Here is a 16,452-nt window from a genome sequence, read left to right as displayed (position 1 = left end):
TGGGTCGATATAAAGGCGTCATTGGACAGCGTTTGCGCGCTCGGTCATTCCCCGCTCAACAGCCAGAAGCTGCGATCGGCGCCGCTATTCTTACCCGAATGCTCGCCTGCGGACGCCCGAAATCCGTTCGTTGCCAAGCATTGGCGGGAGCAACCAGATAAGCGGACCCATCAAAGACCGAGCTTCGTTCATTGGCTGATCCGCGCACCAACGCCCAAACCCTTGAAAAATGATCCACGCACCAAAGCCGATGTGAAGGCACAAGCGGAATGGATCGCCCCTGGGCATCGACACCGTGCAATTGGAAAACATTCTTTGCGATATCAAGCCCGATTGTCGTAATATCGTCCATGGTGGGTGGCTCCTATCTTGGGTTTTGCAAAAACCATTTTGGCACATTCGATGCCGTCGGAGGGCGCCATCCACCACATCAACTTATCGGATTTTGCCGAAAAAGAACCCCACACCCTTGGTCAAGCGGCCTTTAACTCGCTCGTGATATAGTCCCAAATGCTGTGAGCATCTGAGTGAGATTGTCGACTGGTTAACTTTACAGTGCCCGATCCATCCATGACCCGATCAACCAAGTGCCGGAACTGAACACCTAATATCCTGCCATCTGCGGGATGAAGAGGACGAGCCCAGGAAACAGGATGATCAGGATGAGCGCGATCAACAGGGTCAGGATGAAGCCCCATATTTCCCGGATCAGTTCGGCTAGCGGAATTTTGGAGACGCCACCGATCAGGAATAGAAGCTCCCCATAAGGCGGGGTAATCAACCCGATCATCATGTTGACAATCACCACCACCCCGAAATGGACGGGGTCTATGCCCAGGGCGTGGACCGAGGGCAGCAGAATCGGCACCATCACCAGCAGCATCAGCAGCGTGTCGAAAACCGCGCCAAGCGCCAGGAAAAGCAGGGCGGTGACGATCAGGAAGGCAAGCGGCGAGAACGACATCGAAGTGATCCAGTCGGCGACCATCTTCGGTATCTGTTCGCCCGCGACCACGTAGTTGAAAAACAGCGCGCCAACCACCGTGATGGCGACAATCGCCGTGCCCCGCGCCGATGCCTGGAGGGTCTGCCACATCGAATGCCATGTCATGTCACGGAACACGACGGCGAGGATGATGGCGTAGAGCGCCGCAACCGCGGCCGCTTCCGTCGGCGTGACAGCGCCGCTGTAGATTCCGCCGAGCAGAATGACAGGCAGAAACAACGGCGGCACCGCCCTGAGCGAGGTAAGCCGGGCCTCCGGCAAGGTGAATTTCTCCTCGATCGGGAAATTTCTGCGCCGTGCGACGATGAAGGTCTGGATCGCCAGAGCCAGCCCCATCAACAAACCGGGAATGATGCCTGCGAGGAAAAGTGCGCCGATGGAGGTGCCCGAAATGGCGCCGTAAATCACCATCGGTATCGAGGGCGGTATGATAGGCCCAATCGTCGCCGATGCCGCCGTCAATGCGCCGGCGAAGGCGCGCGGATAACGGTTGTTTCGCGTCATCATATCGATCATCAGCTTGCCGGGGCCTGCCGCGTCGGCAAGCGCGCTGCCGCTCATCCCGGCGAAGATGATGCTGACGATGATGTTGACGTAAGCCAGACCACCACGCACGCGTCCGACGATCAGCACCACGAACTGCAGCAACCGGGTGGAAATGCTCGACGCGGTCATGACCTCGGCGGCAAAGATGAACAGGGGCACAGCCAGAAGAATGAAGGAGGAAAACAGACCGTTTACACCCTGAGCGGCAACCAGGCCGAGATCCTGGCCAGTGATCAGGAGATAGGCAAATCCACTGGTGATCATGGCGAACCCGATCGGCACACCAATGCCCCCGGCCACCAGAAACAACACCATCATGACAGCAGCAGCAAAACTCATTTCAAGGTTCCCGGTCCCAGTCGCTGCGCATCAAGCGGAAGATGCGAATTGCGGAATTTACGATGAGAAGCACCATGAAAACACCGAAGGCAGAGAAGACGACGGTCATCGGCAGCCGGAGTGTCGGGGTTTTCTGACGGGCAGTGAAGGCGATGTAGTCGTAATTTCCGTACAACGACAGAAGCAGGACAATGAGGATGAACCCCGTGCCAAGAAGGGCGAGGAACCTGCGTTTGTGCGACCCGACACTCTCGTAAACCAGGTCGAACGAGACGTGCTCGCGCTCCTTGACGATCGTGGCGGAGCCAACACAGACGATCCACACATACAGGACACCGGCAATTTCCTGTGTCCATGACAGCGGATCATTCAGCACGTATCGAAAAAAGATCTGAATTACAAAGACGATGAACAGGCCTGCAAACCCTAGGCCGCAGAAGACCTCTCCTGCCCTGGTCGCGAACTTCCCAAACTTGTTGATCACCTGTCACTCCGCCATTGGCGCCACGGCCGTCAGGGCCGTGGCGTGCATTCGGGATCACTTATGAAAACCGCAGCTTCGTGCTTTACAGCGCGTTGATCCGGTCGATCAGGCCTTCCGGCCATTCCTTGGCGTAATCGCTTTCCAGATAGACGCCCTGCACATGCTTGCGGAATGCCTCGAGATCGGGAGTGGTCACCTTCAGGCCGTTTGATTCCAGCAGGCTCGTGCCCTCGGCTTCGGTGGCCATCGTGCCTTCATCGACAAAGGTAGCTTGTGCTGCGACCGCGTCGCTGACAACTTTCTTCTCTTCGTCGGTCAGTCCGTTCCAGAACGAATTGGACATGGCGAAGAAGAGCGGAGCAACCATGTGGGCAGTAAGGACCAGCTGCTCGCTGACCTCGTAGAATTTGGCTGCAAGCATGTCGGCGATCGGATTTTCAAGGCCATCGACAGTACCTGTCGAGAGCGCGAGGTACACCTCGTCGAACGCGATCGGTGTCGGGTTGGCGCCGAGCGCCCTGCCGAGGAACTGCCAGGTATCGGAGCCGGGAACGCGCAACTTGAGACCGGCGAGATCTTCCGGAGTCTTGACGTCCTTGGCCTGGCGCAGGATGACGTGTCGTGTGCCAAGATACTGCGAACCGAGGATGGTGACATCCATTTCGCTCGACACGCGGCCGCGGTATTCCGTAGCCACATCGCTGTTGTCGAAAACCTTGTGCAGATGCGCGGCGTCACGCAAGAGATAGCCAGCGGTAAAGATCGAATATTCCGGAATGTAACTGGCGACATCCTGCGGCGAAATCATTCCGACTTCGAGGTTGTTTCGCTGCATGGCCGCAACTTCGGTGCCCTGATCGAACAGCGTGGCGTTGAGATGAACCTGGACCTCCAGTGAAGGCGCGTTCGCCTCGACCTGCTCCTTGAACTTCATCAGGCCCTTGGCCTGCCATTCCTCGTTGGCTGCGGGGGTCGAAATGCGGATCACCTTCTTGTCCTGAGCGAATGCCACTCGCGACAGGGCAGGCGCCGCCAGAGCCGCACCGGAGACCGCGAGAAGCGTTCTGCGCGTAATGCTTTGAATATTCTGCTTGCTATCTTTCACTTTGCTCTCCTTGGGTTGTGGTTAGCCCGGCTTTTGCCGGCCTGTTTCCGCGGATCGCTCACTGGTCGAATCGGCCAGAAGACGTTCCACTTCAGCGCTGTTGTGGCTTGCTGCTAGTTCGGCGGCCTTTTCGGCGTCGCCTTTGACAACGGCATCCTTGAGAGCGCGATGATCTTTCAGAAGATGACTGTAATCGCGTGCCGTCAAACCGATATGGGTCATCTGGAACCGCACCTGCTGGATCAGTTTCTCGTGCTCCCGGACAAGCCGCCCATGGCCGGACATGCCGACCAATACCCGGTGCAGATTGAAATCAGCGTCGATGATTTCTTCGCGGATTTCGGTCTTGGCGGCGCGCTCAAGCTCCGCATAGGCATTTTCGAGCTGCACCCTGCTCTCCGGCGTGGCGCGCTCGGCTGCCAGCCGTGCGGCAAGCCCTTCAAGCGCCGCGCGCAATGTGTACAGCTCCCACGCTTCGTAAACCGAGGCGGGCGCGACTTCCCATTTCGTGAAGGCAACCTGGCTAACCAGACCTTCAGTGGTCAGTTGCATCAAGGCCGAACGGATGGTCCCGCGGCTCACCTCGAGCGAAGCGGCAAGGCTTGTTTCAAGCAGTCTGTGGCCGGGCGGCATGATGCCGTTGACAATCTGGCGGCGGATGCTGTTGGCGGCCTGGTTGCCCAAGAGCCGGTCTTGAGTTTTGAGGCTTTCGAGACCTGTCATTTTTGATCATGTCCTTTTTGATTGTTGCGCTCAGAAGCGTTGTTCATACGCCACCCGCACGCAATGCCAAAGGGACCAGCCTGATCGTTGCACCATTTTCAAGGGCACAGAGGAGCGCAGTTTTGGTAGCGATTACCTTAGAGCAACCCAACATGTGCACCCCTCTTCCCTCCATACAGTTCCCGGCTTTCCGCCTGTTGATTACGCAGTCTGACCCCAAGATCAGTCGATTGTCAACAATTGATTATAGATTGCTGCGGGCCAATCTGGCGACCACTCGCATTGACATCAAAATAGATTGCTGACAATAAATGATATACAATTTTGAACAAAGTGAGCGGCATGCCAACCAAAGCGCGAATAGGTGCCGACATCGGCGGCACATTCACAGATCTGGTTCTCGTCACCGATGATGGCCGACGTTTTGCCAGAAAAGTGGCATCAACCCCGGCCAATCCGGAGGCCGCGGTCCTGGAAGGAGTCAGCGCGCTGCTGGCGGAAACAGGTCTGGGGCCTGACGACATCACCTCGGTCTTGCACGGGACAACCGTCGGCTCGAACGCGATCCTGCAAAAACGCGGAGGCAGGATCGGACTTGTCACCACGAAGGGTTTTCGCGACATTCTCGAAATCGGCCGTCTGCGGACGCCGGGGATGTTCGACCTGACCTGGGACAAGCCGACGCCGCTGGTGCCGCGTCATCTTCGCTTTGAGGTCACGGAGCGGATTGCCGCGGACGGAGGTATTGTCACCCCGCTGGACGAGGAAGAACTGCAGGCGCTTGCGCCGCGTATCGCCGAAGCGGGTCTCGACACGCTGGCGCTGTGCTTTCTCAATTCCTATGCCAATCCCGCACACGAATTGCGGGCCGTGGACATGATCCAGTCGGCCTTGCCGGGCCTACCTGTTTCCGCGTCGGTATCCATTCTTCCCGAGCAGCGCGAATACGAGCGTACATCGACCACCGTGGTAAACGCCTATGTGCTGCCGGTGATGCGCGATTACCTCATAGCACTCCAGCAAGGTTTGCGGCAGGCCGGGATCACCGCCCCACTTTTCATCAGCAATTCCAACGGCGGGCTTGCCCCTGTGCATGTCGCGCAGGAAAAACCGGTGATGTTCATTTCGTCGGGCCGGGCCGCTGGCGTGGCGGGAGCGGGGCATATGGGCAAGCTCTCCGGCATCCCCAATCTGGTCGCCTTCGACATGGGCGGCACCACCGCTTCGGCGTCGCTGATCAAGGACGGAGACCTGACCCGCACCACCGAGTATGAGTTCCGCGATGGCATTTCCACGCCCAGCCGCTTCATCAAGGCGGGCGGCTACTTGATGCGGGTGCCGACAGTGGACGTGGCGGAAATCGGCAACGGCGCCGGTTCCATTGCCCATGTCGATGATGGTGGGCTGATTTGTGTCGGACCGGTTTCCGCCGGTGCGGTGCCCGGTCCGGCCTGCTACGGCACGGGTGGCGACCGTCCCACCCTTACCGATGCCAATCTTCTGCTTGGTTATCTGCCCGACCGGTTGGCCGGCGGCAGCATGGAGCTTTCGGTTGACCTTGCGGCAACCGCCATCGAGACACATGTCGCCAATCCCGCAGGCATCAGCGTCGTCGAGGCAGCGCTGGGGATGCGGGCCATCGCCAATTCCAACATGGCGCGGGCGATTCGGGCGGTCACGGTGGAGCGCGGACAGGACCCGCGCGACTTCGTGCTGTTTGCCTTCGGCGGCGCCGGACCCAATCACGCCTGCGATCTGGCAAAAAGCGTCGGCATCACCAAGGTGATCCTGCCACCACAGCCTGGCGTCTTCACCGCGTCGGGCATGCTGGAGGCGGCGGTGGAGTATTTCTTCATTCGCTCGTTTTCACGGCTTCCCGGCGAGATCGATCCGAATGAACTTCGCGCGACTGCCGCCTCGCTGCGTGCGGAAGCAAGCCGCGATCTCAGGGCACAAGGGTTCGATCCGGGCAGCATCAGTTTCAGTTTCGAACTCGACATGCGCTTCGGAGGACAGGATTCCGAAATCCAGATCAGCTTCGATCCTGACGCCCGGGATCTGCGGATCGAGGAACTGACCGCACGTTTCCTGGCTGTCTATGAAGACACTTTCGGCTACGTTTCCTCCGACGGCGTGGAAGCCGTCAATGTGCGCTTGCGGGCCCACTGGCCGCTGACCGAACAGGCAGAAACCCGGGCGATCAGTGCCGATGGGCCGGAGGCATCTCCGGTGTCACGGCGCAACGTCCATTTCGACAGCGGCACCGGACCTGTTCTGGTCCCCGTCTATGACCGGGCCGCAGTCAACTCCTTGATCGAAGGGCCGGCTATCTTCGAAAGTGCCGACACGACCTTCACCATCCCGCCGGGCGCGACGGCGGATCCCGACCCGCATGGCAACCTTGTGGTAACCCTTCCGTGACCGATACATCCAGACCCCGTACAAACCACAGCTTCACCCCCGATCCAGTGAGCTTTGCCGTGATCAAGTCCGCCCTGGATGCGATCGTCGACGAAATGGCGGGCACCGTGATGCGCACCGCCCGGTCGCCGATCGTGCGTGACGTGCTTGATTACTCCGCAACGCTGTGCGACAGCCGCGGCCAGATTCTGAGCCAGGCCAAGACAGTCGCACTTCATCTTGGCGCCGTGCCAGATGCGATGGAGGTGATCGTCGACAGGTTTGCCGAGAGCGCCTGCGAGGGTGATGTCTACATTCTCAACGACCCCTATGCCGGCGGCATGCATCTGCCCGACATCTTCATGGTCAAGCCGATTTTCCATGAAGGACGGCTGCAGGGTTATTCCGTCGTCATAGCCCATCATTGCGACATGGGCGGGCGGGTGCCGGGTTCCAATGCAGCCGATTCCACGGAAATCTTTCAGGAAGGCCTGCGCATCCCGCCGTCACGTCTGTTCGAGGCGGGCAAACCCAACCAGACGCTTTTCGATGTGATTCGCGCCAATGTGCGCCTCCCCGCGATGGTGCTCGGCGATCTCGATGCGCAATACGCCACCTGCCGCACCGGCGAGCGGGAACTGGTCCGGCTGATCGAGCGTTACGGCGAAGAGGAGTTGCGCCGCTATTTCGATGCACTTCTCGATTATGGCGAGGTGCTGACCAGAAACTCGATCGCCGCCTGGCCCGATGGCGTCTACACTTTCGAAGACGCCATTGACGGCGACGGTTTCACCACGGATGCGATCCCGATCCGCTGCGCGATCACGGTGAAAGGGAATGCGCTGGATATCGACTTCGCCGGATCTTCGCCGCAGGTTCGCGGCGCGATCAATGCGACATTTTCCTTCACCAAGTCTTCCGCCTATCTCGCGGTACGCTGCGCGCTGGACCGCGACGTGCCCAACAATGCAGGCGTCTACCGCGCCATCACGGTCAGGGCGCCGGATCACTCGATCCTCAAGCCCGACATGCCTGCCCCCGTTGCCGCGCGTGCGCTGACCGGCTACCGGGTTGTCGACACCGTTTTGGGAGCACTGTCCAAGATCGCCCCGGCCCGACTGATGGCGGCCGGCGAAGGCGGCAACACGGTTGTCTCGATCGGCGGTTACGACAAGACCACTGGCGAGCCCTTCGTGCTGGTCGACATGATCAACGGCGCCTGGGGCGGACGAACCAACAAGGATGGCGTCGAGGCGATCACCAACCCCGCACAGAACATGTCGAACCTGCCGATCGAGACACTGGAGAAACGCTACCCGCTGCGCATCGAGGAATATTCACTGCGCCCCGATTCCTGCGGCGCCGGCCGGTTCCGTGGTGGACTGGGTCTGACCCGGACCTACCGGGTGCTGGTCGACGACACGATCCTGCAGGTGCGGGCCGACCGCATCTCCACACCGCCCTACGGGGTGGACGGCGGACTGCCGGGCGGACTGTCGCGCAACATCCTCAACCCTGAAACAGAAAACACGGCTTTGCCCGGCAAGCTGACCCGGATCGTGGACAAGGACACCGTGATCCGGCACGAACAGGCCGGCGGCGGCGGCAATGGCGACCCTCTCGACCGCGCAATCGAGGCGATAGCTTTCGATCTGCGGGAAGAAAAGATTTCCCCCGATTTCGCCATGCGGTATCACGGATTGGTTCTTGCAGCCGATGGCAGACCTGATGCGGCGGCAACCGAGACAAACAGGCGACAGCTTCGGGCCGCACGTGACACGAGGAAGGAGACCAGACCATGAAAACAGGTAAGACAGCGGCTGTAACCGGTGGCGCCAGCGGGATAGGCGAAGCCACGGTGATGCGCTTCGCCCGGGAGGGATGGAACATCGTGATTGGCGACATCAATACAAGCCGCGGGGAAACCGTGGCGGAAGCAGCGCGCCTGGCAGGGGCGGCTTCTGTCAGCGTGCTGCACCTCGATCTGGCCGATGAAGCGAGTGTTACGGCTTTTGCGAGCGAGACCTACGCGCGGCACGCCTCCGTCGATGCAGTCGTCAATTCGGGCGGCATTCTGCAGAACGGAATTCGCTTTCTCGATATGCCGATTGAAGAGTTTGACACGGTCTGGACCATCAACGTCCGGGGAACGCTTCTGATCAACCAGGCTTTTGGCCGCCGCATGATCGATGCCGGGACAGGCAGCATTATCAACATGTGCTCACTGACCACCTACCGCCCCTCACCGCAACCGGCCTATGCGCCCGCGAAGGTGGCACTGAAATCCATGACCGAAATCATGGCCGCCGACCTCGGGCCTTCGGGCATAAGGGTTAATGCAGTGGCGCCCGGATACACGCTGACACCGGCGATGCAGGCGCGGATCGACGCAGGCGTTCGCGATCCCAAGGCGATCCTGGACAAATCGGCGATCAAACGGCTGGTGCATCCGGACGATGTGGCCGAAGCGATCCATTTCCTGTGCTCGGACGCAGCCTCGGCGATTACAGGGGTTGTGCTGCCGGTTGATTGCGGCTGGCTCGCCAGTTCGTCCTACAAATCCTACGCTTCGCAACCTGAATAGACCGGGACAGCCCGAGGAGACCGGGGCAGCCTGAATAGGAGTAGCCAACCTGTAAAGGCCGCCCCTCACTTCCAGCAATGTGCAACGCCTTCACCACCCATTCAATCGAATGCGTGGTGAAGCGGCATGTCGCGGAATTATGGATAGCGTTGTCGCAATAGATAAGTTCCCACGTTCAGATGGTCCAATCTGAACGCGGGTTTTTCATCAATTGAAATTCAGATACATGGTTTTTTTCTGGAAGTAGCCTTCCAGACCGTATTTGCCGTCCTCGCCGCCGATACCACTGTCGCGCATCCCGGCATGATAGGCCTGAACCACGTCGCCGCCGGCCTTGTTGATGTAGATCTCGCCGAATTTCAGCTCGCGTGACAGCCGCATGATGCGACGCATGTCCTTGGTAAAGACATAGGCTGAAAGACCGTAGCGGCTTTCATTGGCCAGGCGCATCGCCTCATCAAAATCGCCAACCCGCATGATTGGCACGACCGGTCCGAAGACTTCGTCCTGCATGATCTCCATGGCGTTGTTATCGACGCCCAGAACCGTCGGTTCGAACCAGTGACCGCGCGAGAATTCACCGTCTGTCAGCCGCTTGCCGCCTGTGAGCAAGTTGGCGCCGGCCTCCACCGCCCGGTCCACCATTGCGGCGACCTTGTCGACTTCGGCACCACTGAATTTGGGTCCCACATCGACGAGTTGACGCGGGTCACCGACCTTGAGTGCTTTCACCGCGGTGATAAAGCGTTCGGTGAACTCGTCGGCGATCTTTTCATGCACATACATGCGTTCGTTGCAGATGCAGATCTGACCGCAGTTTTCAAACCGTGACACGACGGCGGCATTCACTGCTGCGGCGATGTCGGCGTCCTCGGCCACCACGAATGGCGCCTTGCCGCCAAGCTCGAGCCGCAAGATCTTCAGATCGTCAGCAGCCGACCGGAAGATGGCCTTGCCGGCGCGAACGCTGCCGGTCAGCGTGATCAGCCGCGTGTAGGGATGCTTCACCAGTGCCTGCCCCAACCCTTCGCCGGTGCCCGACACGACATTGATCACGCCGGCGGGAAAACCGGCCTCGGCGGCGAGCTGTGCAATTTCGAAACTGGAAAGCGGCGTGCCTTCATGGGGCTTGACCACCACGGTGTTGCCCGCGAGCAGCGCCGGTCCGATTTTGCGTGTCATCAACGCTGCCGGATAGTTCCAGGCGGTCAGTGCCACGACAACGCCGTGCGCGACTTTCTGGATCCAGATTTGCTCATTGGGATTGTCGGACGGAATGATGTCGCCCGTCACGCGCCGGGCTTCTTCGGCGGCGTGGGTCAGATAAAGTGCAGCACCCTCGATCTCGCCACGCGCTTCGCCCAGCGGTTTGCCCTGTTCGGCGATCACGACCTGAGCCAGACGTTCGCGATTCTGAAGTATCAGGCGCGCAAGCCGCTTGAGCAGTTCCGCACGCTCGATCGGCGGCAGGGCTTCCCAGGCCGGCTGGGCCCGCCATGCCGCGCTCAGCGCCCGGTCGGCATCGGCTTCACTGCCGCGCGGAACAGATGCGATGATCTCTTCCGTTGCCGGATTTTCGACCTCGATCCACTCCTTGACCGTGGAATCGACCCAATCACCATCAATGAAATGACGATAGCGGTCAGACCCTTTGACCAGTTCCTTCATGGGCTGCAAAGCGAGAACTCCTGTGTCTGTATCGGATTGGGCAAACAGGCAGGCCCGATCAAGGCAACAGGATGCCGCGACTTCGCACATCACCCCGCACCTCATTGACTCACACCCTTCCAGGGAAGGGCAAATCGCCTCCGTGCGCCTGTCTTCTGCCATCATAAATGACCCGGCAACCGGACCCCGTCAAGAAGAATGTTGACAATTAGCGATTAATCTTGCCATGTGCAGGCAGTCATTGTCCCACCGGGAGCCCCCTGCCAAATGCCACTTCTGCCGTCGTCCGGATGCCTCGCTGCAGCCATCGCAACCCCGATAAACGCCAATTTGCGCCCGGATTCACAGCGCATGATCGATTTCGCGCGGCATCTGTTCAGTCAGGGTGTGGACGGGATCACCATCTTTGGCACGACCGGTGAGGGGCCTGAATTCAGCGTCAATGACCGCATGGGGATGCTTGACGCGCTGATTTTGGCAGGGATTGAACCGCAGCGAATCATGGTTTCCATCGGCGCGCTTGCCTTTGAAGATTCACTCACGCTTTTGCGCCATGCGACCGGCCACGGGGTCTATGGCTGCCTGCTGATGACACCATGCATGTATCGCGGCGGAATCACCGATGACGGCGTCTTCGAGTTCTATCGCCAGATCATCGAACGCGGCGGCCGCGACGACCTGAGGCTTTTCGTCTACAATTTTCCCGATATTTCCGGCGTAACCATCTCCCTGCCCCTGCTGCGTCGGCTGAACGAGAAATTCCCCGGCATCATCGCCGGACTGAAAGACAGTGGCGGCGATCCGGACCTGACACGGCAATACATTCTGTCCTTCGCGGAGATGTCGATATTCACCGGCAACGAACTGGATCTGCCCGAGCTCAACCCACTGGGTCTGACCGGAACCGTCTGCGGACTGGCCAACATCATGCCGGGTTTCATGCGCGCCCTTACAGATACCCGCAACAGCTATGAAGGCCGGCCTTTTGTCGAGGCGTTGCGCGCCGCCGATGCGGTGTTGTCGCGATATCCGTTCATCCCGTCGGCCAAGGCAATCATCGCCGAGACCATGAACGATCCGAACTGGCTGCGCCTGATGCCGCCAATGGCCCAGCCGCCCGCGCCACAACGGGCCCAGATGGTCGATGCCTACCGCAAATGGGAACAATCGGTCGCGACCCTCGTGAAGGATGCAACCGTCGCTCCAGCACGCGGCAACGTTACCCCGATCAGAATTGCCTGAACGGCGCCGGATTCTGACGAAGATTGAACAAGAGGGTCGATGATGACGGCTGAAAACCTACCACCGCTCGACAGTGCAGAAATCCTGACCGCGCGCCGGGAACTGGCAGCCTGTTTCCGGATGGCGGCACGGTTGGGGATGCACGAAGGCATCTGCAATCATTTTTCAGCGCTTGTGCCTGGCTACACTGAACTGTTTCTGGTCAATCCCTTTGGCTACGCATTCTCCGAGATTACAGCGTCGAGCCTGCTGATCTGCGATTTCGAGGGCAATGTTGTCGCCGGTGACGGGGTGCCTGAATCAACTGCGTTCCACATCCACGCGCAATTGCACAAGCTCAAGCCGCACGCCCGTGTCGCCTTTCATACCCATATGCCCTACGCGACCGCGATGGCTTTGGTGGAAGGGGAGCCGCTGCATTATGCCGGCCAGACCGCTGCCCGTTTCTTCGGCCGGGTCGCCGTCGATGATGACTACAATGGTCTCGCGCTGGATGACAGCGAAGGCGCCCGGATCGCCGGCGCAATCGGTGAGGCCGACATCGTGTTCATGCGGCACCACGGGGTGATGGTGCTGGCCGACAGTATCGCCAAGGCCTGGGACGATCTTTATTACCTCGAGCGGGCCTGTGAAGTGCAGGTTCTGGCGATGTCGACCGGTCGTCGTCTGCTGCCGATCGATCCCGAACTCGCCCGCAAAACCGGCGAACAGATCATGAGCGAAGCGGCTGAAGCCGCCCAGCTTCACCTTGCCAGCGTCCAGCGCCTGCTGGATCGCGAGGAAGCTGATTACAGCTCTTGAACAAACCGCCCGATATAAGGGCCTATCAAAAGGAAACCGACATGACTTGGACCGGCGTCTTCCCCGCAGTGACCACAAAACTCAAGGCGGACGGCAGCTTTGACCCGGATGCAATGGCCAGCAGTCTTGAGCGGCTGATCGAGAACGGCGTTTCAGGCCTGATCGTGCTGCCGATGCTGGGTGAAAATGCCTCGCTCAGCCAGCAGGAACGCGATGAAGTTCTCGATCTTTCGGTGGCGACTGTTGCCAAGCGGGTGCCGTTGCTTTCAGGTCTGGCCGCAGCCTCGACCGTCGATGCCTGCTTCATGGCGAAGAACGCCCAGCAACGCGGGATTGACGGGCTGATGACGTTCCCGAGCCTGGCCTACAAGACCGACCGTCGCGAAACCGTCGCCTGGTACAAGACCGTCGCCGCGGCGAGCGACCTGCCGATCATGATCTACAACAATCCGATCGCCTACAACGTGGATGTGGATGTTCCGACACTCCAGGCTTTGCACGATGTCGACACGATCACCTGCATCAAGGAAGAAACCGGCGACATCCGACGCGTGACCGATCTCTACAATGCCTTTGGCGACCGCTACGCAGTGTTCTGCGGCGTCGACGACCTTATTGTCGAAAGTCTCTCGCTGGGTGTGACCGGATGGGTCTCCGGCATGACCAATGCCTGGCCGAAAGAATGCGTGGAGATCTTCAATGCCGGACGGGCGGGCAATTTCGACGCGATCCGCCCGCTCTACCGCCTGATGACACCAGCCTTCCACCTCGACACCGACGTGAAGCTGGTCCAGTACATCAAGCTTGCGGAAAACATCGTCTATGGGGCGCCCGCCGGCGTGCGGGCACCGCGCCTCGAACTCGAAGGTGAAGAACTGGCCAGTGTAACGGCCGTGATCCGGAAGACCGTCGAGGATCTTGCCCGCTATCAGGCAACGTCCCGCTAAGCTGCTGCACGCGGGCATCGGATAAATGCCGATGCCCGCGCTTCATCCCCTAAAAAAACGGCGAAAACCTTCCGAGCCTTTAGGTATGTCCGGCGGCCTTGTCTGATTCCAGCAAGCCGCCATTGGCCCAGTTGTGCGGGGCCACTTCATCGAAGACCACGGCTATCGCTTCTTTTCCACAGCCCAGAACATCCGATGCAAGGTCGGTGACTGCGTGCGCAAATTCTCGTTTCTGCTCGACCGTGCGGCCGGGCAGCATTTCGACTCGTATGATGGGCATGTCGCGGTCTCTCCGGTTTCATTGACACTGGCGCCGAACAGTTTCGCTGTCTGTCCGGAAGCCGTGCGATCTTGGTGTGTTGCCGGCACATCGGGCGATGCCGGTTTCAGTGTCGCGAAAATGAGCGCCCGAGCCCAGGCCTGCCTCAAAGCCAGGCGTTGATGTGCCAGGGCGCAAACTCGTCTTCTCCGTAGCCAAGGATTTCGCTTTGCGTGGCAGCCCCCGATGCCGTGGCCAGCATCAGCTGGAAAATCCGCTCGCCCATCTCCTCGATGGTTTCGGTGCCGTCCAGCACTGTGCCGCAATCGAAATCCATGTCATCCCGCATCCGCTCAAATATTGGGGTGTTGGACGCAAGCTTGATCGACGGACTGGGACGGCAACCAAAGCAGGAGCCGCGCCCGGTGGTGAACGCCACAAGTGTGGCGCCTGAGGCAACCTGGCCGGTGGCCGAAACCGGATCAAAGCCGGGAGAATCCATGAAGATCAGCCCCGGCTTTTCCGCCGGTTCGGCATAGTTGATCACATCGACAAGATTGGTCGTGCCGCCCTTGGCCACAGCGCCGAGCGACTTTTCCAGAATGGTGGTCAAACCGCCTTCCCGGTTACCTGGCGAAGCGTTGCCGTCAAAACCATGTGGCTCGCGTTTGGTGTAGTCCTGCCACCAGTCGAGAAGCCCGATCAGGCGCTCGCCAACTTCCCGGTTCACCGCACGCTCAAGCAGCAGGTTTTCCGCACCGTGGATTTCCGGAGTTTCGGCGAGGATCGCCGTGCCGCCGCAGGCAACGAGACGGTCGACCGCCGCGCCGAGCGCCGGATTTGCGGTAAGACCCGACAGTCCATCCGATCCGCCGCATTGCAGACCGATAACCAGTTCGGACGCCGGCACGGCACTGCGCGTAGCCTTGGCGGCCTCGGCGACCATTTCGCTGACCTGGGAAATTCCCGCCGTGATCGCCGCACGGGTGCCGCCTGCATCCTGAATCGAAAGCGTGCGCAGCATCGGGCCGGGCACCAAGTTCTGGTCAGCCAACATGTCGTCTATCTGATTGTCCTCACAGCCAAGCCCGACAATGAGCAGACCGGCGAAATTGGGGTGGCGAATGTAGCCACCCAGTGTTCGCCGCAGCATGTCCATGCTGGTGGAACCATCAGACACGCTGCATCCGGATTTGTGGGTGAGCGCGACGACACCATCGCATCCCGGATAGGCGTCGAGCGCTCCCAGGGCGTTGTAATGATCAGCGATCCTTCTGGTGACAAGACTTGAACAATTGACTGAAGCGATGACGCCGATGAAATTCCGCGTCCCGACCTTGCCGTCACTACGGCGGTAGCCCTGGAAGACCGGAACCTGCTCGCGCGGCAGAAACCGCGTATTGTGCAGCCGCGACCCGATATCCCGGGCGGCATGCGACGGCTCGTAGCCGAGATTGTGCTCATGCAACCACTGACCGGCGGCGATATCTGCGGTGGCACGCCCGATCACCTGGCCCAGGCGCCGCACCTCGGACCCCTTTGCAATTGCAGCGATGGCAATCTTGTGACCTGGCGGAACCCGGTCGCAGGCGACAACCTCGAAATTGGGAAGCGCCTCCCCGGCCTCAAGGCCATCCACAGCAATGGCGATCTGGTCATCCTTGTGCATATGTAGCAGTCTTTTCAAAACGACCTCCGGCTTGGACGGGAAAGAGTGTCAACGACATGAATGCGCAAAACCCGGCCGCGTGACTCACCACACAACAGGCGCGCTATTCTCAAAGACTAGCGGAAATTTGAATGATTGTCTGTAATCAAAAAACAATTGTCGACAACACAACGGCGCGGTACAACTAAACTCCGGAGAGGCCAGGCCCTTCCCCAAAAACGGACACGCGGAACACGGAATGAAACCGGAGCCGCATCGCGCCACGAAAAAGGCCCGCCGTATCTGTAGTGGTGCGGGTGACTTGATCCATCGGGCCAGCAGACAGATCACCTGAATCGGCGATCAGGTCGCGACGCGAGAGTCGGTAATCCGGGATGACAACAACAGGTTCATGGAGTACGTCAGCGAAATGCACACCGACGCAATCGCCAGCTTCCCGATCGACAGTCTGACCGAATTGAAAAACCGTCTCGGACGATGCGAGACGATCGTCTGCCTGGGCAACGGCCCCTCCTCCGAAGATCCTCGTCTTGCCGGTTATCAGGGGGGTACCCTGTTCAGGGTAAACTGGATCTGGGCGCAGCGCTCGTGGCTTACCGCGCCGGACATGGTTTTCACCGCCGATCCGGATCTGGTTGTCTTGCCGCGCCAGCCCGTCATCGCCTTTCCGACGCGGGTA

The 16,452-nt window shown here is 59.7% G+C and carries 13 protein-coding genes and 2 pseudogenes; 8 read left to right on the top strand and 7 right to left on the bottom strand.

Features of this window, described 5'->3' with window-relative positions; genetic code table 11:
- Window positions 1-161, top strand: a pseudogene (locus ABJN75_RS08850) (IS5/IS1182 family transposase); the annotation flags it as partial.
- A 443-nt stretch (window positions 162-604) separates the two neighbouring features.
- Here ABJN75_RS08850 and ABJN75_RS08845 read toward each other — a convergent pair.
- From ABJN75_RS08845 to ABJN75_RS08830, 4 genes are all read right to left on the bottom strand, one after another.
- Window positions 605-1,891: a TRAP transporter large permease gene (locus ABJN75_RS08845; protein ID WP_348438819.1), complete on the bottom strand. Its 1,287-nt coding sequence runs from the start codon at window positions 1,889-1,891 to the stop codon at window positions 605-607.
- A gap of 1 nt (window position 1,892) precedes the next feature.
- The gene (locus tag ABJN75_RS08840; protein WP_348438817.1) at window positions 1,893-2,375 is read right to left on the bottom strand and encodes a TRAP transporter small permease; all 483 of its coding nucleotides are present in this window, start codon (window positions 2,373-2,375) and stop codon (window positions 1,893-1,895) included.
- An 82-nt stretch (window positions 2,376-2,457) separates the two neighbouring features.
- The gene (gene dctP / locus ABJN75_RS08835; protein WP_348438815.1) at window positions 2,458-3,480 is read right to left on the bottom strand and encodes a TRAP transporter substrate-binding protein DctP; all 1,023 of its coding nucleotides are present in this window, start codon (window positions 3,478-3,480) and stop codon (window positions 2,458-2,460) included.
- A gap of 21 nt (window positions 3,481-3,501) precedes the next feature.
- Window positions 3,502-4,203 (bottom strand): GntR family transcriptional regulator, encoded by a 702-nt coding sequence (locus tag ABJN75_RS08830; protein ID WP_348438813.1) that lies wholly within the window; start codon window positions 4,201-4,203, stop codon window positions 3,502-3,504.
- A 342-nt stretch (window positions 4,204-4,545) separates the two neighbouring features.
- Between ABJN75_RS08830 and ABJN75_RS08825 the strand changes: the two genes are divergently transcribed.
- The 3 genes from ABJN75_RS08825 to ABJN75_RS08815 are packed head-to-tail and all read left to right on the top strand — an operon-like array spanning window position 4,546 to window position 9,187.
- Window positions 4,546-6,624, top strand: coding sequence for a hydantoinase/oxoprolinase family protein (locus ABJN75_RS08825; protein WP_348438811.1), 2,079 nt, complete (start codon window positions 4,546-4,548; stop codon window positions 6,622-6,624).
- Window positions 6,621-8,405 carry a hydantoinase B/oxoprolinase family protein gene (locus ABJN75_RS08820; RefSeq protein ID WP_348438809.1) on the top strand — a complete coding sequence of 595 codons (1,785 nt, stop codon included), beginning with the start codon at window positions 6,621-6,623 and terminating at the stop codon, window positions 8,403-8,405. Before ABJN75_RS08825 ends, ABJN75_RS08820 begins: the two co-directional genes overlap by 4 nt.
- Window positions 8,402-9,187: an SDR family oxidoreductase gene (locus tag ABJN75_RS08815; protein ID WP_348438807.1), complete on the top strand. Its 786-nt coding sequence runs from the start codon at window positions 8,402-8,404 to the stop codon at window positions 9,185-9,187. The genes ABJN75_RS08820 and ABJN75_RS08815 overlap by 4 nt, the downstream gene beginning before the upstream one ends.
- 207 nt (window positions 9,188-9,394) lie before the next feature.
- On the opposite strand, the gene aldA is transcribed toward ABJN75_RS08815, so the two are convergent.
- On the bottom strand, window positions 9,395-10,855 hold the full coding sequence (gene aldA / locus ABJN75_RS08810; protein WP_348438823.1) for an aldehyde dehydrogenase: 1,461 nt from the start codon (window positions 10,853-10,855) through the stop codon (window positions 9,395-9,397).
- Between the two features lie 267 nt (window positions 10,856-11,122).
- Here aldA and ABJN75_RS08805 point away from each other — a divergent pair, with 267 nt between their 5' ends.
- Genes ABJN75_RS08805 through ABJN75_RS08795 form a run of 3 tightly spaced genes read left to right on the top strand, consistent with a single transcriptional unit; the run spans window position 11,123 to window position 13,845 of the window.
- Window positions 11,123-12,097 (top strand): dihydrodipicolinate synthase family protein, encoded by a 975-nt coding sequence (locus ABJN75_RS08805; RefSeq protein ID WP_348438805.1) that lies wholly within the window; start codon window positions 11,123-11,125, stop codon window positions 12,095-12,097.
- A 42-nt stretch (window positions 12,098-12,139) separates the two neighbouring features.
- Entirely contained in the window at window positions 12,140-12,898 is a 759-nt protein-coding gene (locus tag ABJN75_RS08800) for an aldolase (protein ID WP_348438821.1), read from the top strand.
- Window positions 12,899-12,939: 41 nt separating this feature from the next.
- On the top strand, window positions 12,940-13,845 hold the full coding sequence (locus tag ABJN75_RS08795; RefSeq protein ID WP_348438803.1) for a dihydrodipicolinate synthase family protein: 906 nt from the start codon (window positions 12,940-12,942) through the stop codon (window positions 13,843-13,845).
- Window positions 13,846-13,924: 79 nt separating this feature from the next.
- On the opposite strand, the pseudogene ABJN75_RS08790 reads toward ABJN75_RS08795, so the two are convergent.
- A pseudogene (locus ABJN75_RS08790) lies at window positions 13,925-14,128 on the bottom strand (4-oxalocrotonate tautomerase); the annotation flags it as partial.
- Between the two features lie 142 nt (window positions 14,129-14,270).
- On the bottom strand, window positions 14,271-15,791 hold the full coding sequence (locus tag ABJN75_RS08785) for an altronate dehydratase family protein (protein WP_348438801.1): 1,521 nt from the start codon (window positions 15,789-15,791) through the stop codon (window positions 14,271-14,273).
- A gap of 391 nt (window positions 15,792-16,182) precedes the next feature.
- Here ABJN75_RS08785 and ABJN75_RS08780 point away from each other — a divergent pair.
- On the top strand, window positions 16,183-16,452 hold a 270-nt coding region (locus ABJN75_RS08780; RefSeq protein WP_348438799.1), incomplete at its 3' end, for a hypothetical protein.

The organism is Hoeflea sp., from assembly GCF_039975035.1.
GTDB lineage: Bacteria > Pseudomonadota > Alphaproteobacteria > Rhizobiales > Rhizobiaceae > Hoeflea.
Note: the sequence above shows the minus strand (reverse complement) of the source record. Positions and strands in the feature narration are given on the sequence as shown.